The sequence below is a fragment of the Catellatospora coxensis genome (assembly GCF_016862635.1).
Taxonomy (GTDB): domain Bacteria; phylum Actinomycetota; class Actinomycetes; order Mycobacteriales; family Micromonosporaceae; genus Catellatospora; species Catellatospora coxensis.
The window spans coordinates 38,697-55,744 of sequence record NZ_BONI01000055.1 but is presented as its reverse complement, the minus strand read 5'-3'; the positions used below and the strand labels follow the sequence as shown (position 1 = coordinate 55,744).

The following is a 17,048-nucleotide window of genomic DNA, read 5'->3' as shown; positions in this document are numbered from 1 at the left end:
AGACAGCGAGCCGATCCGACACACCAACATCGATACCATGTGTCAATCCGCCGGTGGCTGTCAGTGACAGTCACCGTGGTTCCTGCGACATGCACGATGTGAAGGCGGTTGGCATGCAGCACTCGGTTCAACCGGTCGAGTCAGCACGCCGCCAGATCGCCGCGGCAGCCTTCCTGATAGCCGAACACCAGCCCACCAGCAGGACGCTGTGCTCCTGCGGCCGACTGCTGCCGTGTACGGTCGCCACCGCCAGCTCGCGGGCGCACGATCACAACAGTTCGGTGCTGGCGCTGCTGCTCGCCACCATGGAGCTGCCCACGATCGCCACGGCTGGTCGATAAGCCCAGAGATCGACATGCGAGCCTGGCCACGGGCGAGGTCACGAAGCGGCGCAGGCGTCCGTGATGGTCTGGGTCCACAGCTCGGGGTGGGTGGACCAGAAGTCATGCGGCACGCCCGGCACGGTGGAGAAGCTCCCACGTGGAAGGAGCGCGGCGAGCTGCGCCAGGGGCCACGGCGGGCGGATGTCGTCGCCGGCGGCGATGAAATGCATCGGTACGGTGCAGGCGGCCAGCCCGCTCCAGAGCTCGGGTCGATGGATCCAATCGGTGAACGAAACGCTCAGAGCCGCGTGCACTTCGGGCACCCAGTCGATGTCGACGACAGGCTCGGCGGCCTTACCTGCTTCGTACGCCTCGGACCACGTCCGGTCACGCTGGGGACCTCTACCAGCGATGCCGACCACCGCGGCCACCGCCTGCGGATGCTCGACCGCGTAGCGCACGGCTAGATCACTACCCCACGAATGGCCTACCACGATCCAGGTGGTGACACCGACCGCCGTACGGATGCTTTCAAGATCGGCGATCGCTTCTTCCATGGTGTGCGGGCCGCCGCCCGAGCGGCCGACGCCGCGCGGTTCGGGGTACCAGGCGCGGTGGTGACGCGGCGCGATCTCGTCTCGCTCCAGATACTGCACACCACCGGGACCACCGGTCAGGACTACGACGTCAGGGCCGTGGCCGGTCACACCGACGTGCAACGCCGTAGCTCCTATGTGAATCGTCCGCGACTGCATGTCCGCGCACGCTACCAACGACGGCCCCCGGTCCACGCCGCGATGTGCGCGGTGGCTCGGGCACACGGCGGCCCGCACCTCGCGGACCGGCCTACTCGTCCTCGGACAGCGCCGCCGACCCGTTCACCCAGCGCATCTTGACTCGCAGGTGGGAGCGTGCCTCGCTCTTGGTGATGACCGCACCCGCGTGCATCGCCAGGTCGACGCCGAACTCGACCTCGACCTCGTCGGGGCTCACGCGGCGCAGCTCGTCGAGCACCGCCCGGGCCGCGTCGGCGACCGGGGCCATGGCCTCCTGGAGCGTGGCGGGGAAGGCCTGGATCGCGTCGCCGATCCGTCCCGCCTTCACCGGGCCTCCGGGGCCGGCCTGGTCCGCGCCCTCGATCAGGATCATGCCGCCCCCGGACAGCGGCACCGCCACGACGTCGTCCACCACACACTCCCTCGCCGATCCCGGCGCGGCCGGGCGGTGAGGCGGCTACGCGTACACCGTCGGGGCGCACGCGACGTCCGCTGGGGACGCCACCTCTCCTGGAACGTCCATTATGGTGGGTGGCGCCGGTTCGGGAGGAGGCGCCGATGAGACAGCGCAGGCGCGGCCCAAGCGCAGGGACGGGCCGGTGACCGGGGCGTCCGGCGGCGGCCCGCCCGACCTGCTCCGCGGCGTGGTCCAGGTCCTCGACGGGCACGGGCGCACGGCCGGGACCGGGTTCCTCGTGGCAGACGGCCTCCTGGTGACCTGCGCGCACGTCATCGCCGGACCCGGCGGCGCACCGCCGGGCGGCCCGGTGCCGGTCCGGTTCGCCCACCTCGACGACCAGCCCCGCCGGGCCTGGGCCCTGCCCGAGCACTGGCGCGCCCCGGACCGCGGCGACGTCGCCTTCCTGCGGCTGGCCGATCCCGCGCCCGCGCTGGCCCGCCCGCTGCCACTCGGCACGTCCGACGGCGGCGCACGGCACCCGGTGAAGACGTTCGGGTTCCCCGCCAACGCCCCCGGCGGCGGCCACTACGGCTACGGCCTCGCCGGTGACCCGATCCACGGCGACAATGGGGTCGAGCTGCTCCAACTGTCCGAAGCCACCGAGATCACCCAGGGCTTCAGCGGTGGCCCCGTCGTAGACGAGCGCAGTGGCCTGGTCATCGGCATGGTCGACTCGGTGGCCGCACCCGACCGGCACGGCCGGGGCCGGTCCACCGCGTACATCACGCCGGTAGCCACCCTGCGGGCGGCGCACCCGGGACTGGCTGTGGCCGACGTCTGCCCGTACCCCGGGCTGAGGCCCTTCACCACCGGCGACGCAGCGTGGTTCCACGGCCGGGACCGCGCCCTGAGCGCGGTCCTGGACCGGCTGCGCGACGACCGTGCCTTCCTGGCACTGCTCGGGCCGTCGGGCAGTGGCAAGTCGTCGCTGATCCACGCCGGTCTGCGGCCCGCACTGGCGCGCGCCGCGCTGCCCGGCAGCGACCGCTGGGGCTGGGTCGTCGCCCGGCCCGGCAGCGACCCGGTGACCCAGCTCGCACAGGCGGGCCTGCCCGGCGTCGAGCACGGCCTGGCCGACGCGGCACGCGCCTGGCGGGCCGCCCGACCCGACCACACCCGGCTCGTACTCGTCCTCGACCAGTTCGAGGAACTGCTCGTGGCCACTGCGCCACAGCCCCGGCAGACACTGCTACGCGAACTCGCCGACCTCGCCGAGCAGGACCCGGCGGTCACCGTCGTCATCACCATGCGCGACGACTTCTACAGCCGCCTGGCCGCCCAGGCGCCCGACCTCATGCCGCTGCTGCAGCGCGGACTCGTCAACATCCCCGCCGTGCTGGAACCCGACGACCTCACCGCCATCGTCGAACGCCCCGCCACGGCCGTCGGCCTGACCCTGGAACCCAACCTCGCCGCCCGGATCGTCGCCGACGCCGCCCAGGTCACCGCACCGGGCACAGCCGGACGCGCCTCGGTGACGGTCCTACCGCTGCTGTCGTCCGCCCTCGCGGAACTGTGGCGGCGCTGCCGGGGCCCAGGCCGGCTCACCCACCACGCGTACGCCGAACTCGGCGGCGTCGCCGGATGGCTGGACCGCTGGTGCGACCACGCCTACACGGAGGTCTGCCACACCCTGCCCGGCGACCGCCGGCCACTGGTCCGGCAGGTCCTGCTCGCGCTGGTCCGGCCCGGCGACGACGCCGCCAACGTGCCGCCCACCCGCCAGCGGCGCACCCTCGCCCAGCTCGGCGCCCTCGGCACGGCCACCGACGCCCACGACAGCGCCGCGACCGTCGTCGGGCTGCTGGCCGACCGGCGGCTGATCACCACCGGGCAGGACCCCGCCACCGGCGAGCCTGTAGTCGAACTCGCCCACGAGGCACTCCTGCACGAATGGGCGCTGCTGCGCCGCTGGCTCGCCGACGACCACGTGTTCCTGGCCTGGCGGCACGACCTGGCCGCCGACCACAGCCGCTGGCAGGCCAGCACCGACCGCCACGGCCGACCCGACGCCGACCTGCTGCTGCCCGGCAGCGCCCTGGACGCCGCCCGTCGCTGGCTCCACGACCGCCCCACCGAGATCGACCCCGACCTCGCCCGGTACATCACCCTCAGCAACACCGCACAGCAGCGTCGCCTCACCCGCGACCGCCGCCGCGTCACCGTCCTGTCCGCACTGCTCGCCCTCGCCGTGCTGGCCGGCACGGTGGCGGCGTGGCAGTGGAACACCGCCCGAGACCAGACCGCGCTCGCGCAGCACCGAGCCCGGCTGGCCGACTCCCGCACCCTGGCCACGCAAGCCCTCGGCGTCGTGGGCCGACAGCCCGACCTGGCGCTGCTACTGGCCCTGCAAGGGCTCAGCGCCACCGGCAGCCGCCAGGCCTGGGGCGCCCTGGGAACGGTCATGTCCCGGCCGATCGCCACCTCCCGGATCCTCTACGGCAGCGACCACCGCATCGAGACATCGGCGTTCCGGCCCGACGGCAAGGTCTTCGTCACCGCCAACCAGGTCAGCCTCAACAAGGGAACGCTGCGGTTCTGGGATGCGGCCACCGGCGAGCAGACGGCCGTCCTCGACGAGCCGCGAACCGAGTCGACGCTCGTCTACAGCCCGGACGGCAAGTGGCTGGCCAGCAGCGGCATGGACGGCACCTGGCTGCGCGACGGCACGACCGGCCGCCCCGTGGGCGAACTGCTGCGCCCCACCAACTCCTTCTTTCCTCCGCTGGCGTTCAGCCCCGACAGTCGGCTGCTCGCCGCGCTGTCCGGGGATCCCGGGCGGGTGGAGATCATCGACGTGGCCACCCGCCGGGCCACCGGACCCGCGTTCGAACCCAAGGTGGGCTACATCGAGAGGATCGCGTTCAACAGCGACGCCGGCGAGGTCGCCTTCGCCGGCCCGCGGACGGTGCGCGTGTACGACGTCGGCACACGCCGGATGACGGACCAGTTCAAGGTCGGCGTCGGCGTCACCGCGATGGAGTACACCCGCGACGGCCTGCTGGCCGTCGCCGCCGAGGACGGACTGGTCTACCTGGTGGGACCCGACCACACCCTCATCGGCCAGCCTCTGCGCACGACGGTCAAACCGACCGCCATCACCCTGCGACCGGGTACGAACACCTTGGTCTCCGCCGACGCCCAGGGCGCGATCCACCAGTGGGACCTCAAAACCCGCCAGTCGATCAGCACACCGCTGCTCGGACACGTCGGCAGAATCAGCGGACTCGTCTTCAGCCCCGACGGGGCGACCCTGGCCAGCGTCGGAAACAACAATCAGGTCCGGTTCTGGAACCTGGCCACCGGCCAGCCACTCGGTCAGCCGCTGGTCGGCCACTCCCGGACAGTGAACAGCGTCGCCTTCAGCCCCGATGGAGCCACCCTCCTCAGCGGCGGGTTCGACGAGAGCATCCGGCAGTGGGACCTCGCCAGCCGCACCCCTCACGGCACACCGCTGTCGGCACCCGGCGAGCAGTTCGACCCTGGCGAGGTGGTCACCGGCGATCCGGTCGGCGACGCCCGCATCAACCCCGCCACGGGCAACCTTGCCGCGATCAGGCTGGGCACGCAGGGCGCCGTGAGACTATGGGATCCCCGATCGGGTCGGCTGATCTCCGACCACGGCCCGGAACTCGTCCTGGCGCTGAGCCCCGACGGCAGGCTCGCCGCGATCGACCGGGACAAGACCGTAGTCATCCGCGACGTCGCCGCGGGCAAGGAGACCGTGACGCTGCCGACCAGCGCGAGCAGTGCGGTCTTCAACCACGACGGCACCCGCCTCACGGTCGGGCGGATCGGGGCGGTCGAGGTGTGGGACCTCGGCACCGGCCGGTCGATCGCCACGGGAAGACCCGACGAACAGCACCGTTTCGCGCGGGTAGAGCCGCTGGCGTTGAGCCGCGACGGCCGCACCGTCGTCACCGGCGACCCTTCCAACGGCTTGGGCGACGACGGCATGTCGGTCTGGCAGATCGACGGCGACGAGCTGGCCGAGCAACAGCTCACCCACCGCACCCCGGTCACGGCCGCCGCGTTCAGCCCCGACGGCAGGCTGCTGGCCGTCGGCGGCGCGGACTACGCCGTGCAGTTGTTCGAGACGGAGACCTGGCAGCCGGTCGCCGACCCGCTGGCGCTGCACCAGGACACGATCAGCTCGCTGGCGTTCAGCCCCGACGGCAAGCTGGTGGCCAGCGGTTCCAAAGACGGCACGATCCGGCTGTGGGCCGCCCCGAGCACGTGGATCGAACACGCCTGCGCGCTGGCCGGCCGCAACCTGTCCCAGGCCGAGTGGGAGCAGTACGCTCCCCCAGGCGGACGCTACGTCCGGCTGTGCCCGCAGTACCCGTCGGGTTTCGAGGCTCCCGCCGACGCGCCTGCGGCGGCCTACCCGGGTTCGCCGTGAACCATCCGACGCCAGATCGATGAAGCCACAACGGATGGCGCCCGTCCGGCCGTTGGGTGGCCGGCCACTCTCTACGGTTGCAGTCGTCCGGCTTACCTGCGGTCACCATCTGCCAGACTGGTGGCCCAGCTGGTTGGTCGCGCCCAACCGGCCGTCTCCGCCGGCCATTATGATCGCCGGCCTATTACGCCCGAACGCGTATTAAGGAGTCCGCCATCCGTCCAGTCGTAGCCGGATGCCGACGATATCACTTCGGACTCCTTGGGGGCAGAACCGTGCCACATCGAGATGATCGACATTGACGGTAGACACTGTTTCCTACATGCTGTTCTGAACGATTACTTGGATCATCGAGGCAGGACTGATGGCAGCGGCGATTCAGCTTTCCAACCTTCGGGACGTCCATCTGGACGTCTACGACACGCTTGCTTCTGAATACGAACGCCGCTCCTCGCAATCCACCAGCAATGTCAACCGGCGCATCGATGTCCTATTGAGCCATCTTCGCAACGGAAGCAGCGTGATTGATGTCGGGTGCGGAGTGGGGCTGGCCATGCAAGCCATGCGTTCCCGCGGACTCCGTCCAACAGGAATCGACCTGTCGCCCCGCATGGCGGAATACGCGCGAAGACGAAATCCCGGTCTAGACGTCATGGTCGGCGACTTCATGACAGCAGACTTCGCGCAGACCTTCGACGCGATCTGGGAGCAAGCTCTCATCCACTTATATCCGAAGTCGTTGGTCGGGACGCTCCTGTCGCGTTTCTACGACTCCCTGAACGATCGCGGAGTGCTCTCCGTTTCGACAACTCTGGCTCAGCGCAGCGCCGAGGGATGGCTCCCTAAAGATGGTTATGGAAACCACCTTAGATTCCGCAAACATTGGACGATAGACGAGCTATCCACCACACTGCGCAGTGCGAACTTCGAGCCGGTTGAAACCTCAATAATGCCGGATCCCTTAATCGCCGGCAAACGGTGGGTGGCGATAACGGCACTTAAAGCGAGCTGTTGAATGGCAGACACCGCGATCTTGCCGACTCGCAAACGAGAGGTCTCTGGTGGGGAAATATCAACGACCCGTCGTCTCCATACTGACGGTACGCGAAATAGATGGAGAAGTCAGCGTGTTGTTGCAGCGTCGCAGCAAGCCGGACGACGATACGCCCTACCTGGGCTATCTCGAGCTACCACAAGGAAAAATCAGCAAAAATGAAAGCATGGAGGAAGCCGCGTCTCGTGAATTACGCGAAGAAACCGGCTTGGAGCTGCGTGCCATTCTCCTCGGCGGGCCATCCCCTTATGGCAGCGATGAGCCAACGTCGTCTTTGACAACATTTCGTCCTCCGATCTGCGTCGTCGACACCGAGCAGAATCATATTGGTGTCGCGATAATCGTCACGGCAGGCGGGCGCATCACCAGCACCCAGGAAGCGGCCGAGCACGAATGGGTGGCACTCCATAGAATTCCAGGCATCCTCGCCAGCGGATGCGTCTTCCCCCTTAACCGTCCAATGCTGGAAGAACTACTGAAGCGAGGGTCGGAGATTTCCGGCGCCCTGAGTGAGCAAGAGGTTCAATAGTGGCCTTTCTGACAGGAATCGAAATTCGGCGACGCATAGACGGGGGCTCCATCGAGATCAAGTCCCTGGATGCCACTGAACCATTCAGCATGGACGCCCAGGTCACCGAGGATTCGATTGACTTGAGGCTCGCACCCGCAGGACTCGCCCTCAAGCGAGGAATTGAGTTTCTCGACTATATACATCACGACCTTGATCAAGCATATGAAAAGGTAGAGATTCCTGCCAGCGGCTACGACCTGCTGCCGATGCAACCGCTTATAACGCAGACTCTTGAAGCGGTTTGCTTCCCAGATGACCTTGTCGGACTCGTCGTGACACGCAGCACCTTCGCTCGCATGGGAATCATGGTCAACTGCATGGCACCGAAGTTTGCCATCGGAATTAGGTGGGCCTTCCCACTCCAATTGGTGAATCTGACGACCGTTCCCATCAGGATCTATCCCTATGCCCCCGTCGCTCAACTGCTCGTATCGACCGTAGTAGGTCAACAGGTCGGTTATCGAGGGAAGTTTCAGGATACGTATAGTCCAACAGCGCCCCGGATCAGCGATCGAGAGCGAAATTCCTTGAGCGCATTGAATCCGGACGCGGTCAATAGAACCTTTCACATCATCAGTCGTGATATGGCATCGAGGGAAGCCGCTGGCCTTCAAACAAGCTCCGCGACGACAGCGCCGCCGGCGGTCTCAAACTACAGAGTCTTGCGACGGATTCTGATCGCCACACTGGGAACACTCGGCCTCCTGGGATTCGGCGTATGCGGCAATCTTCTCGCAGCAGGCCAAATTTCATACTGGCAGGGATTCGCCCTGTTCTTGCTCGGGATTCTCAGCGCCATATTTTCTGGCGCATCATATGCCGTCAACTTCTATTGGCTACGGATACTGGACGCGGTCCGGCAGGAACAGAGCAGCGGGGCAAGCAGGCAAAACAGCTGAGAGGTGGGCTGAGCAATCAACGGCAGAGAATCGCTCGCAACTGAAATAGTCGAAGCTTTGTCCACCGGAGGCGACATCGCCGATCTACGGAGACTACTCGGAAGCGATGCCGCGCTCAGGTCTATTTCAGAGGCAGAGGCCATGGTTCATGTCCTTGGATTCGGCCAACTCAGAATCGGGTCTCATGAGGGTCGCCTTGTTCGTCTGCACTTCTGGAACTCTGCCAATAGGGCAGCCCAGACCGTCCACTCGCACCGGCGGCCATTGACCAGCTATGTTCTCAGTGGTGCGGTGTCGAGCAGAGGATACAATGTGGACGCAGACGGGTCGGGTTTCCACCGGCTCTGGAAAGTGGTAGACGAAGGCGTCGCGAGCAAGCGCGTGCCGACGGACGTTCGTGTTTCTTGTTCCTATCGGGACACCACTGTTTCCAAGTCGGACGGGCAATACGCTGTGGACGTCGGCGACTTCCACAATTCCACGATCAAGGGAGACTCAGCCGTCACGTTAATTGTCACGGGTGCTCCCGGGCCGGATCCTGCTTATATCGTGGGGCCACGTGGCGTGGCGAACCGAGGATTCTTTACGAGGCACCCCGTGATCAAGAGATCTTTTGGTCCCCCGGGTCAGTGGATGGAGAGCCTGGTCGAGGCACTGAGGTGACCGATGCAGACTCCGATGACGCGTCGGCCATGTCGGCCGCAACCCGGATCTGGCAACAGCTGAGGTTGAGCCCACCCCTGACCTGCGTGCCTCCTGAGCTCGGCGAGATGGCGACACGCAACCCTCTTCTCCCGCTTGTTCTACCTGCCCCAACTAGGGCGAACGACTGTCGGTAATGCCTGTCACCAGGCAATTCCTCATTAACTTACGTGGATGGACCGGTCCCTTGACGATCGCAGACGAATCTCCGTACGATGCCGTTGCAGAACAGTACAACGAGCGTTCCGAGAAGCATCGCGCAAATGTCTCGCTCTGGGTTGACAGACTGATTCGGCACGTCGGCGCCAACTTTAGCGCACTCGATATCGGATGCGGTGTCGGCCTGTCAATATCGATACTGACGCATAACGGCATCCGAGCTGCCGGCATCGATGCATCGCATAAGATGGTTGAATTCGCGCGTGCCCGAAATCCCGATGTGGAAATCAAGCACGGCAATATCTTCCTGGCGGAGCCAACGCATACCTTCGACATCCTGTGGCTCGAGGCGTTCATCCATCTGTTCCCTGCGGCCGAAGCCGACGCAGCGATTACGCATCTGCTGAAATTCCTGCGGCCCGGAGGGATACTGACCCTGTCGACAACCGTTTCACCTACCTCGAGTGAGGGCTGGTTGCCGAAGTCCGACTACGAAGGCGCGCCGTGGAGATTTCGCCGACACTGGACCCGCGTTGATCTGATGAATGCCTTCGAGAGGCACCGCCTTCGACTACTGGACAGCTGGGACATAGAAGATCCGTTCGGCAAGACGTGGATGGCTTATATCACCCAGTACAGACCGGAGTCCCTGTGAACCGCAGGGCAGGAGCGGCAACTCGACACCGCTGAAGTAACAACCTAGGCAGCGACCGGGGGCACTGTCCTGAGTGGTGCGTACTCGGACATGCCCGATCAGCGACAAGGGCGGATTAGTTATCCAGGGCGGTCGGCGGTCACGTCATGGGTCAGCACGGTCAGCCGTTCGCCGGGGGCAGGAAACGGGTGTCCAGGTCGGTCGCCACGACGGTTGCGGTCCCGGCCGGCCATCATGCCATCCCAGCGCCGACCCGGCCACGTCCCCGACCGGCAGCACGGCAATCGCGCTTACCGCCTCGTCTCGTACCTGGTCAGCACCACCCCGCCGGGAAACGTCCGCGTCCCGACCAGGTTCAGGTGCACCCAGCCGTCCATCGCGGTGAAGAACGGCTTGCCGCCGCCGATCAGCACCGGATGGGTCACGATCTGGTACTCGTCGACCAGTCCGGCCCGCATGGCCGCGCCGGCGAGCGCCGCGCCGCCGACCCTCATCGGCTCGCCGTCCTCGGCCTTGAGCCGGTTGATCTCCGCGGCCGCGTCGCCGGTGACCACACGGGTGTTCCAGTCGACCTTGTCGACCGTCGACGAGAACACCACCTTCGGCGTGTCCCGCCAGTTCCGCGCGAACTCGACCTGCGCCGGGGTGGCGCCCGGGTGCTGGTCGCCGGTCGGCCAGTGGGAACTCATGATCTCCCACAGCCTGCGCCCATACAGCAACAGACCGATCGCCTTCTCCTCGTCGAGCCACCACTGGAACAGCTCGTCGCTCTGCACGCCCCAGCCGATGTCGTCACCCGGCGCGGCGATGTAGCCGTCCAGGGACAGGTTCATGCCGTATACCAGCTTCCGCATGGCGGCGTGCCTTTCTGTCAGTCGGTATCGGAACGTCGGAGCAGCTCGCCGCAGCAAACCACCAGTACTTGAACCGCAGCGGCCGGACCGACGCACTCGAAGAGCGGGTCGTTGGTCGGGGACGTCGAACACGAGCACGACACACGGCACCGACACTCGGCGTCGGGCCGTCTGCGCGGGATTGGGGTGCGTCCGTCCTCGCCCGGCTGCCGGACGGCGATGCCAGGCAACCAGCCGCCGAACCGACCCGCGGGAGGTGCTGGCTCGGCGGCTGGGATGTCGCCCGTGCAGTGGCTGCCTCAGCCCAGGCAGACCGGAGCCGCAAGACCCGTCACCGGCGCGGCTGCCTCGGCCGGGCGCTGCGGCCGGCGCGGATCGCCGTGGTAGCGGGCCAGTGCGAAGCCGCCGGTGGTCTGGGTGTTGTCGAAGCTGGATCCGGCGGCGACGACTGCGCCCCGATCGAGCAGCACCGCGGCGGTCGCGGCCGACCCCTCGCCGATCGCCGTCGTGGTGCGCCCGCAGCTGCCGAAGGCCGGGTCCAGCGTGCCGTCGGCCAGATAGCCGGCCAGCGCGAACCGCGACGGGAACCCGGCGCTGCCCACCGCCACGACCCGCCCGTCGCCGCGCAGCAGCACACTCGCGGCCAGCGACTCGCCCTCGGGGAAGTCGGTCAGCACCAGGCCCGTGCCGCCGCCGAACGACGGGTCCGGCGAACCGTCCGGCAGGAACCGGGCCAGCGTGAAGGCGCCCTGCCCGGCGGCGTTCTGCCCGAGCCCGGCGAGCAGGATCCGGCTGTCACGCCCGACGACGACGTCCTGCGCGCCGCCCTTGCTCTGCTCGGGCTGGTTCTGCGCGACCGCGATCCCGTCCTCGCCGAACGTGCTGTCGGGCACGCCGCGATCGGTGAGCCGCACCGCCGCAAGCTGCTGTCCGGTCAGGCCGGGGCCGATGGCCGTACCCGCCAGCACGACCTTTCCATCGGGCTGCAGGGCGACCGCGGAAGCCGCGGCGTCACCGCCGGGAATGAGCACCAGAGCGGTGCCGCCGTCGCCGAACGAGGTGTCCGGCCTGCCGTCGGGCAGCAGCCGCACCGCGGCGAACACCGCGTTGCCCGCGGCGTCGTTCGCGCCGCCGACCGCGACGATCCTGCCGTCTCGCTGCACCGCGACGTCGGCGGCACCGGCGTCACCGGCAGGACCGACCGGCAGGACCGCGGTGCCGTCCCCGCCGCCGAAGCTGCGGTCCAGCCTGCCGTCGGGCCGGTAGCGGGCGAACGCGAAACCGATGTCGCTGCCTGTCCCCAGTCCTGCGGTGCCCACTGCGACGATGCGGCGGTCGCGCTGAACCGCCACGCCCTCGGCCCCGGCCGCCCCGGCTACGGCCGAGAACGGGGTCACGACCTGGCCGCCGGTGCCGAAGCGCCGGTCCAGCCTGCCGTCGGCGCGGTAGCGGGCGAGCAGGAAGTCCGGCGATTCGTTCTGCAGCGACCCACCGGCGGCGACGAATCCGTCACCGTGTACGGCGAGCGCGCTCGCGCCGGATGCGAGGTCGGGGAACGGGGTGACGACGGTTCCGTTCGCGCCGAAGCGCGGGTCCAGCTGTCCGAGTCCGTTCGCGCGCGGCGGCGCCACCGGCGGTGCGCCGGCCGGGGTTGCGACGGCTCCGGCTGCGGTGGTCAGCAGTGCCAGGGCCGACAGTCCGGCGGTGAGCAGGCAGCTGCGGGGCGACCAGGGTCGGTTCGCCGGTGTTGCGGTCATGCGGGCCTCCACTCGATCAGGCCCCATCGTGGCACAAATCAGACAAATAGGTACAAGCTTGGCGCCACCGGAACCTTTCTTCTATGAACAACCGTCCGCCGTAGACAAGCTTCATAGACAGGCCATACCTTACAACGATGATGATGAATTCCGATCCCTCGATGTATCGGGTCGCGCATCCTCGGCGACCGGCCGGCGGCCTGGTGCTGCTGCTGACGGCCGCGATCCTGGTCATAGCCGCGCCGGCGGCAGCGCAGGCCGCACCGCGGTCCGATGCCGCAGTGGTCGCGGCGGTCACCGCGAGACTTCTCCACCAGAGCGCGACCTCGCCGGCAGTCTCCGCGACCGGTGACGAAGCCCGTATCACCGTCACCCGCCGCAACGGCAGCTGGGCCTTCGGCACCGCCGTCCTGGTCGCACCCCACACCCGAGACGCCCACCCGACCGGGTCGATCTTCGTCGCGCGGGCCGAAGCCGGCCGGTGGCAGGTCGCGTTCGACGGCGAACCCGCATTCTCGACCCTGGCGGCCGACTCGCCGGTAGTCACCGAGACCGAGCGGAAGGTGTTCGCCACCCCCTCCCCCACCTACGCCGGCGGCGACTTCCGCACCGGAATGGCGCTGCCCTTCGCCGTCGGACAGACGTGGACACTGACCGGCGGACCGCACGGCTGGGGCGGCAGCGAATCGCCGTTCAGCTCGATCGACCTGGCCGGCGGCGACCAGGTCGTGCGGGCGGCGCGCGGCGGCACCGCGTACACGATGTGCCAGGGCTGGATCCGCGTCATCCACGACCGCGGCTACTCCACCGACTACTACCACCTGTGGAGCAGCATCTCCGTCAACGGAGCAGCCGTCGCCCAGGGGGCGTTCCTCGGCTATACCGGCACCGACGTCACCTGCGGCGGCGCGGCATCCGGTCGACACGTCCACTTCGGGCTTCGCCAGAACAGCGCCTACGTCCCCATCGGTGATCACGGGATCGGCAAGTGGGTGTTCGTCGGCGGCGCGGCCTACCAGGGCGGGGCCCGCCACGGGTCGGCCTGGGCCGGCCCCGGCAGCGGTCTCTACAACTACGGAGTCCTGGGCTTCACCCAGGGCGTCGTCGACGCGAACGGCGGTGGGACGCTCACCCGGCGCTCGGGCCCCGGCACCGGCTACGCGGCCATCGGGTCGCTGAGCGATGGCGCGACCGTGAGCATCTCCTGCTCGGCGAACGGGACCACCCACACCGGCCGGTACGGCGCCACCGCGCTCTGGAACCGCCTCACCGACGGCAGCTGGGTGTCCGACGCGTTTCTGTGGACAGGCGTGAACGGGGCGATCAACGGCTGGTGCTGACCCGCGCCACTCCGGTCCCACTCGGTGTCAGACACCGGCGGGCAACCCGGCGGGCGGCAGCGCCTCGTGCAGGTGGCGGCGGGAGCTGACCCCGAGTTTGGTGAAGACGTTGCCCAGGTGCCATTCGACGGTGCGCGGGCTGATGAACAGCTGGGCGGCGATCTCGGGGTTGGTGTGCCCGTCGCGGGCGAGCCGGGCGATCTCGGCTTCCTGCCCGGTCAACGCGGCCAGGGGGCTGACGCTGCGCTTGCGTACGGTCTCCCCGGTCGCGGCCAGCTCCCGGCGGGCCCGGTCGGCGAACCCGGCGGCGCCGGCCCGGGTGAACGCCTCGTACGCGGTGCGCAGCTGCATCCGGCTCTCCTGCCGTCGGTGGTGGCGGCGCAGCCATTCGCCGTACAGCAGGTGCGTACGCGCCAGCTGGAGGCTGATCCGGGTCTGTCCGAGGTGCTCGATCGACTCCTGGAACAGCTCGTCGGCAGCCGGGCCGTCGGCGAGCACGGCTCGGCAGCGGGCCTCGGTGCCCGCGGCCCACGTGGTCGCGCTGGCGCGGGTACGGGGCGTCAGCCGCTCCAGCGCCTGCTGCGCGGTGTCGCGTTGCCCGGCGCGGGCGGCCACTTCGACGAGTTCGCTCAACGCCCAGCCGAAGATGCCCATGTCCTCGTGCTCGCAGACGCGTAAGGCGGCGGCCAGCGCGGTGTCGTAGCGGCCGAGCCCGTTGTAGAGGACCGCGCTGGCGTAATCGGCGATCGCCAGGGCGCGTCCTTCGCCGCGGGCGAGCACGTCCCTGATGCCGTGTTCGATGGTGTCGAGGACCTGCTGCTCGGCTGCCTGCCAGGCGTGCAGGAGCAGCGAGGTGTAGAGCAGCGGGGTGCTGCCGGTCTCCTGCGAGACGGCGGCGGCTTCGCCGATCAGCGTGGCGGCGGTGTCGAGTTCGCCGGCGTGGACGTGGAAGCACGCCTGGTGGGTCAGCGCCAGCGGCAGGACCGCCAGCGCGCCTGCCCGCCGCGCCAGGTCGGTTGCGCCGGTGGCCAGCTCGTGCCAGGCGTCGTCGTCCCATACCTCGGGGGCGAGTGGTTCGGGGGTCACCGGCGACGACAGCAGCAGCCAGCCGGCCGGATCGCCGCCGTGTTCGGTGGACTGCTCACGGCGCGCGACCCGCAGGGCGCGCCGGATGGCGTCGGCGCTGGCGCTGTGGCCGTCGAGGATCCAGCAGGTGACGGCGTCGAGCAGGGCGTCGGTGACCCGGTTCGGCTGGGGTGCGTCCGGGCAGGCACGTGCGGCGTGGGCGACCTCGTGGGCGCCGCGGCCGAGGCGTCCGGCGAAGATCGCCGCTCCGGCGGCTTCCAGCAGCGTTTCGCGGGCCAGCGCGGTGTCCAGCGGCTTGAGCCGGGTCGCGGCGGTCAGCAGCCGCCGGGCGGTGTCGGCGCCGCGGACCTGGGCGTGCACCAGCCGGGCCCGCAGCCGCTCCAGCTCGGCGCGCTGCAGGTCGTCCAGCGGGCCGGTTTCGGCGTCGGCGAGCAGGTGGTGAGCCTGGTCGAGCGCGCCGAGGTCGAAAGCGGCCTTGGCGGCGGCCAGGGCCCGGCCGACGCGGCGGGCGGGGTCGGGGGTCAGCTCGGTGGCCCAGCGCAGGAAGGCGGCGGTCGCGGCGGCTCCGCCGCGGCGGCGGGCCCGATCGGCGGACTGTTCGAGAGCTTCGGCGATGCGTTCGTCGGGTTGGGTGGCGGCGCGGGCGCGGTGGAAGGCGCGCCGGTCGGGGGCGAGATCGGGGTCGGTGGCGTCGGCCAGGGCACGGTGCGCGGCGCGCCGGTCGGCGACCGACGCGCTGCGGTAGATCGCGGAGCGGACGATCGGATGGCGGAACTGTGCTCGCCGACCCAACTCGATCAGTCCGGTCGCTTCAGCCGGTGCCGCCGCGGCGGTGGGGATGGCCTGGAGGTCGGCGGCTCGCCAGACCAGGCGGGTGTCGCCGGTCGGGTCGGCTGCCGCGGTGAGCAGGAGCCGCTGGGTGTCGGTCGGCAGCGCGCGGACTTCGTGGGCGAAGCAGCGTTCCAGGTCGGATTCGGTGGAGCGGCCCTCGGGCAGCCAGAATCCGCCGGCCAGGTCGGCGGGCGGCAGAGCGCGGGGCACCTGCAGCAGCGCCAGCGGGTTGCCGTGGGCTTCGGCCACGACCCGATCACGGACCTGCGGGTCCAGCGGCATGCGCAGGGCGGCGGCCAGCAGGCTGCGCGCGTCGGCGTCGCTGAGTCGCGGCACGGTCAGCTCGGCGAGGCCGGGTAGCGGGCGCGGGTGGGCGGGCTCGCGTACCGCGAAGACCATCGCGACTCGTTCGGCCTGTAGCCGCCGGGCCACGAAGGCCAGCACCTGCAGCGACGCGTCGTCGACCCACTGGGCGTCATCGATCAGCCAGGCCAGCGGCTCGTCGGCGGCCCCGCCCAGCAGGCTCAGGACGGCCAGGCCGACCATGAACCGGTCGGGTGTGTTGCCGGTCAGCAGCCCGAAGGCGACCGACAGCGCCTCGCGTTGCGGGGCGGGCAGGTGGGGCAGGTGTTCCAGCTGTGGCGTGCACAGCTGGTGCAGCGCGGCGTAGGGCAGCTCCATCTCGGATTCGACACCGCAGACGGTGGCGAGCTGGAAACCGCGGGCCTGGCTTTCGGCGTAGTCGAGCAGGGCGGTCTTGCCGATGCCGGCCTCGCCGCGGAGGACGAGCACCGCGCTGGCGCCGATGCGGGCGTCGGCGAGTGCGTGGTCGATGGCGGCCGTCTCTTGGCGGCGGCCTTTGAGCTCGACCTGGGTATCGGTCGTAGGCACGCCCATGTGGCGCCTCTTTCCCCACCCGTATCACCTGAAAACTGGCATTCATGGTGATCGTACCGAGCAGCGGCGCACGTCACAGCGCACCGGGCCCCACCTGGACCGGACATAACACTCAACCTGGCGGTAGCGGCGCGCGGCACCACCGCAGGACAGGCGACCCGGGCGACCCGGGGTGCGTAACCCCGGGGGTTGCCCGGGGCGACCGGCCCCGGACGCGGCGACCGTGGGCAGGCCGGTCGACAGCCGGCGGCAACGACGAGCCACCGGAACCCCGCGACGGAG

The 17,048-nt window shown here is 69.0% G+C and carries 12 protein-coding genes; 7 read left to right on the top strand and 5 right to left on the bottom strand.

Translation table 11 applies throughout. The features are described from left to right. Positions 1-113 precede the first annotated feature (113 nt). Complete coding sequence (locus Cco03nite_RS28165) at positions 114-341, top strand: hypothetical protein (RefSeq protein WP_203695388.1); 228 nt, start codon at positions 114-116, stop codon at positions 339-341. Positions 342-379: 38 nt separating this feature from the next. On the opposite strand, the gene Cco03nite_RS28160 is transcribed toward Cco03nite_RS28165, so the two are convergent. Both Cco03nite_RS28160 and Cco03nite_RS28155 read right to left on the bottom strand, forming a co-directional pair. Beyond that, on the bottom strand, positions 380-1,078 hold the full coding sequence (locus Cco03nite_RS28160) for an alpha/beta fold hydrolase (protein WP_275412082.1): 699 nt from the start codon (positions 1,076-1,078) through the stop codon (positions 380-382). A 91-nt stretch (positions 1,079-1,169) separates the two neighbouring features. Next, complete coding sequence (locus Cco03nite_RS28155) at positions 1,170-1,511, bottom strand: CU044_2847 family protein (protein WP_203695385.1); 342 nt, start codon at positions 1,509-1,511, stop codon at positions 1,170-1,172. Between the two features lie 187 nt (positions 1,512-1,698). Here Cco03nite_RS28155 and Cco03nite_RS28150 point away from each other — a divergent pair, with 187 nt between their 5' ends. The 5 genes from Cco03nite_RS28150 to Cco03nite_RS28130 all read left to right on the top strand — a co-directional run bounded on the left by Cco03nite_RS28150 (position 1,699) and on the right by Cco03nite_RS28130 (position 10,001). Continuing rightward, positions 1,699-5,961, top strand: coding sequence for an nSTAND1 domain-containing NTPase (locus tag Cco03nite_RS28150; RefSeq protein ID WP_203695383.1), 4,263 nt, complete (start codon positions 1,699-1,701; stop codon positions 5,959-5,961). Positions 5,962-6,325: 364 nt separating this feature from the next. Next, complete coding sequence (locus tag Cco03nite_RS28145; RefSeq protein WP_203695381.1) at positions 6,326-6,976, top strand: class I SAM-dependent methyltransferase; 651 nt, start codon at positions 6,326-6,328, stop codon at positions 6,974-6,976. A 46-nt stretch (positions 6,977-7,022) separates the two neighbouring features. Then, positions 7,023-7,544 carry an NUDIX hydrolase gene (locus Cco03nite_RS28140; protein ID WP_203695379.1) on the top strand — a complete coding sequence of 174 codons (522 nt, stop codon included), beginning with the start codon at positions 7,023-7,025 and terminating at the stop codon, positions 7,542-7,544. Next, on the top strand, positions 7,544-8,485 hold the full coding sequence (locus Cco03nite_RS28135; RefSeq protein WP_203695377.1) for a dCTP deaminase: 942 nt from the start codon (positions 7,544-7,546) through the stop codon (positions 8,483-8,485). The genes Cco03nite_RS28140 and Cco03nite_RS28135 overlap by 1 nt, the downstream gene beginning before the upstream one ends. Before the next feature lie 889 nt (positions 8,486-9,374). Beyond that, entirely contained in the window at positions 9,375-10,001 is a 627-nt protein-coding gene (locus tag Cco03nite_RS28130; RefSeq protein ID WP_203695375.1) for a class I SAM-dependent methyltransferase, read from the top strand. 290 nt (positions 10,002-10,291) lie between these two features. Here the strand turns inward: Cco03nite_RS28130 and Cco03nite_RS28125 are convergent, their stop codons facing one another. Both Cco03nite_RS28125 and Cco03nite_RS28120 read right to left on the bottom strand, forming a co-directional pair. Beyond that, a complete protein-coding gene (locus Cco03nite_RS28125; protein ID WP_203695373.1) occupies positions 10,292-10,855 on the bottom strand; it encodes a dihydrofolate reductase family protein in 564 nt (187 codons plus the stop codon). A gap of 299 nt (positions 10,856-11,154) precedes the next feature. Then, positions 11,155-12,612 (bottom strand): hypothetical protein, encoded by a 1,458-nt coding sequence (locus tag Cco03nite_RS28120; RefSeq protein WP_203695371.1) that lies wholly within the window; start codon positions 12,610-12,612, stop codon positions 11,155-11,157. Positions 12,613-12,749: 137 nt separating this feature from the next. On the opposite strand from Cco03nite_RS28120, the gene Cco03nite_RS28115 reads away from it, so the two are divergent. Next, on the top strand, positions 12,750-13,952 hold the full coding sequence (locus tag Cco03nite_RS28115) for a peptidoglycan DD-metalloendopeptidase family protein (RefSeq protein WP_239167723.1): 1,203 nt from the start codon (positions 12,750-12,752) through the stop codon (positions 13,950-13,952). A 27-nt stretch (positions 13,953-13,979) separates the two neighbouring features. Here the strand turns inward: Cco03nite_RS28115 and Cco03nite_RS28110 are convergent, their stop codons facing one another. After that, positions 13,980-16,760 (bottom strand): helix-turn-helix transcriptional regulator, encoded by a 2,781-nt coding sequence (locus Cco03nite_RS28110; protein ID WP_239167722.1) that lies wholly within the window; start codon positions 16,758-16,760, stop codon positions 13,980-13,982. Positions 16,761-17,048: the final 288 nt, after the last annotated feature.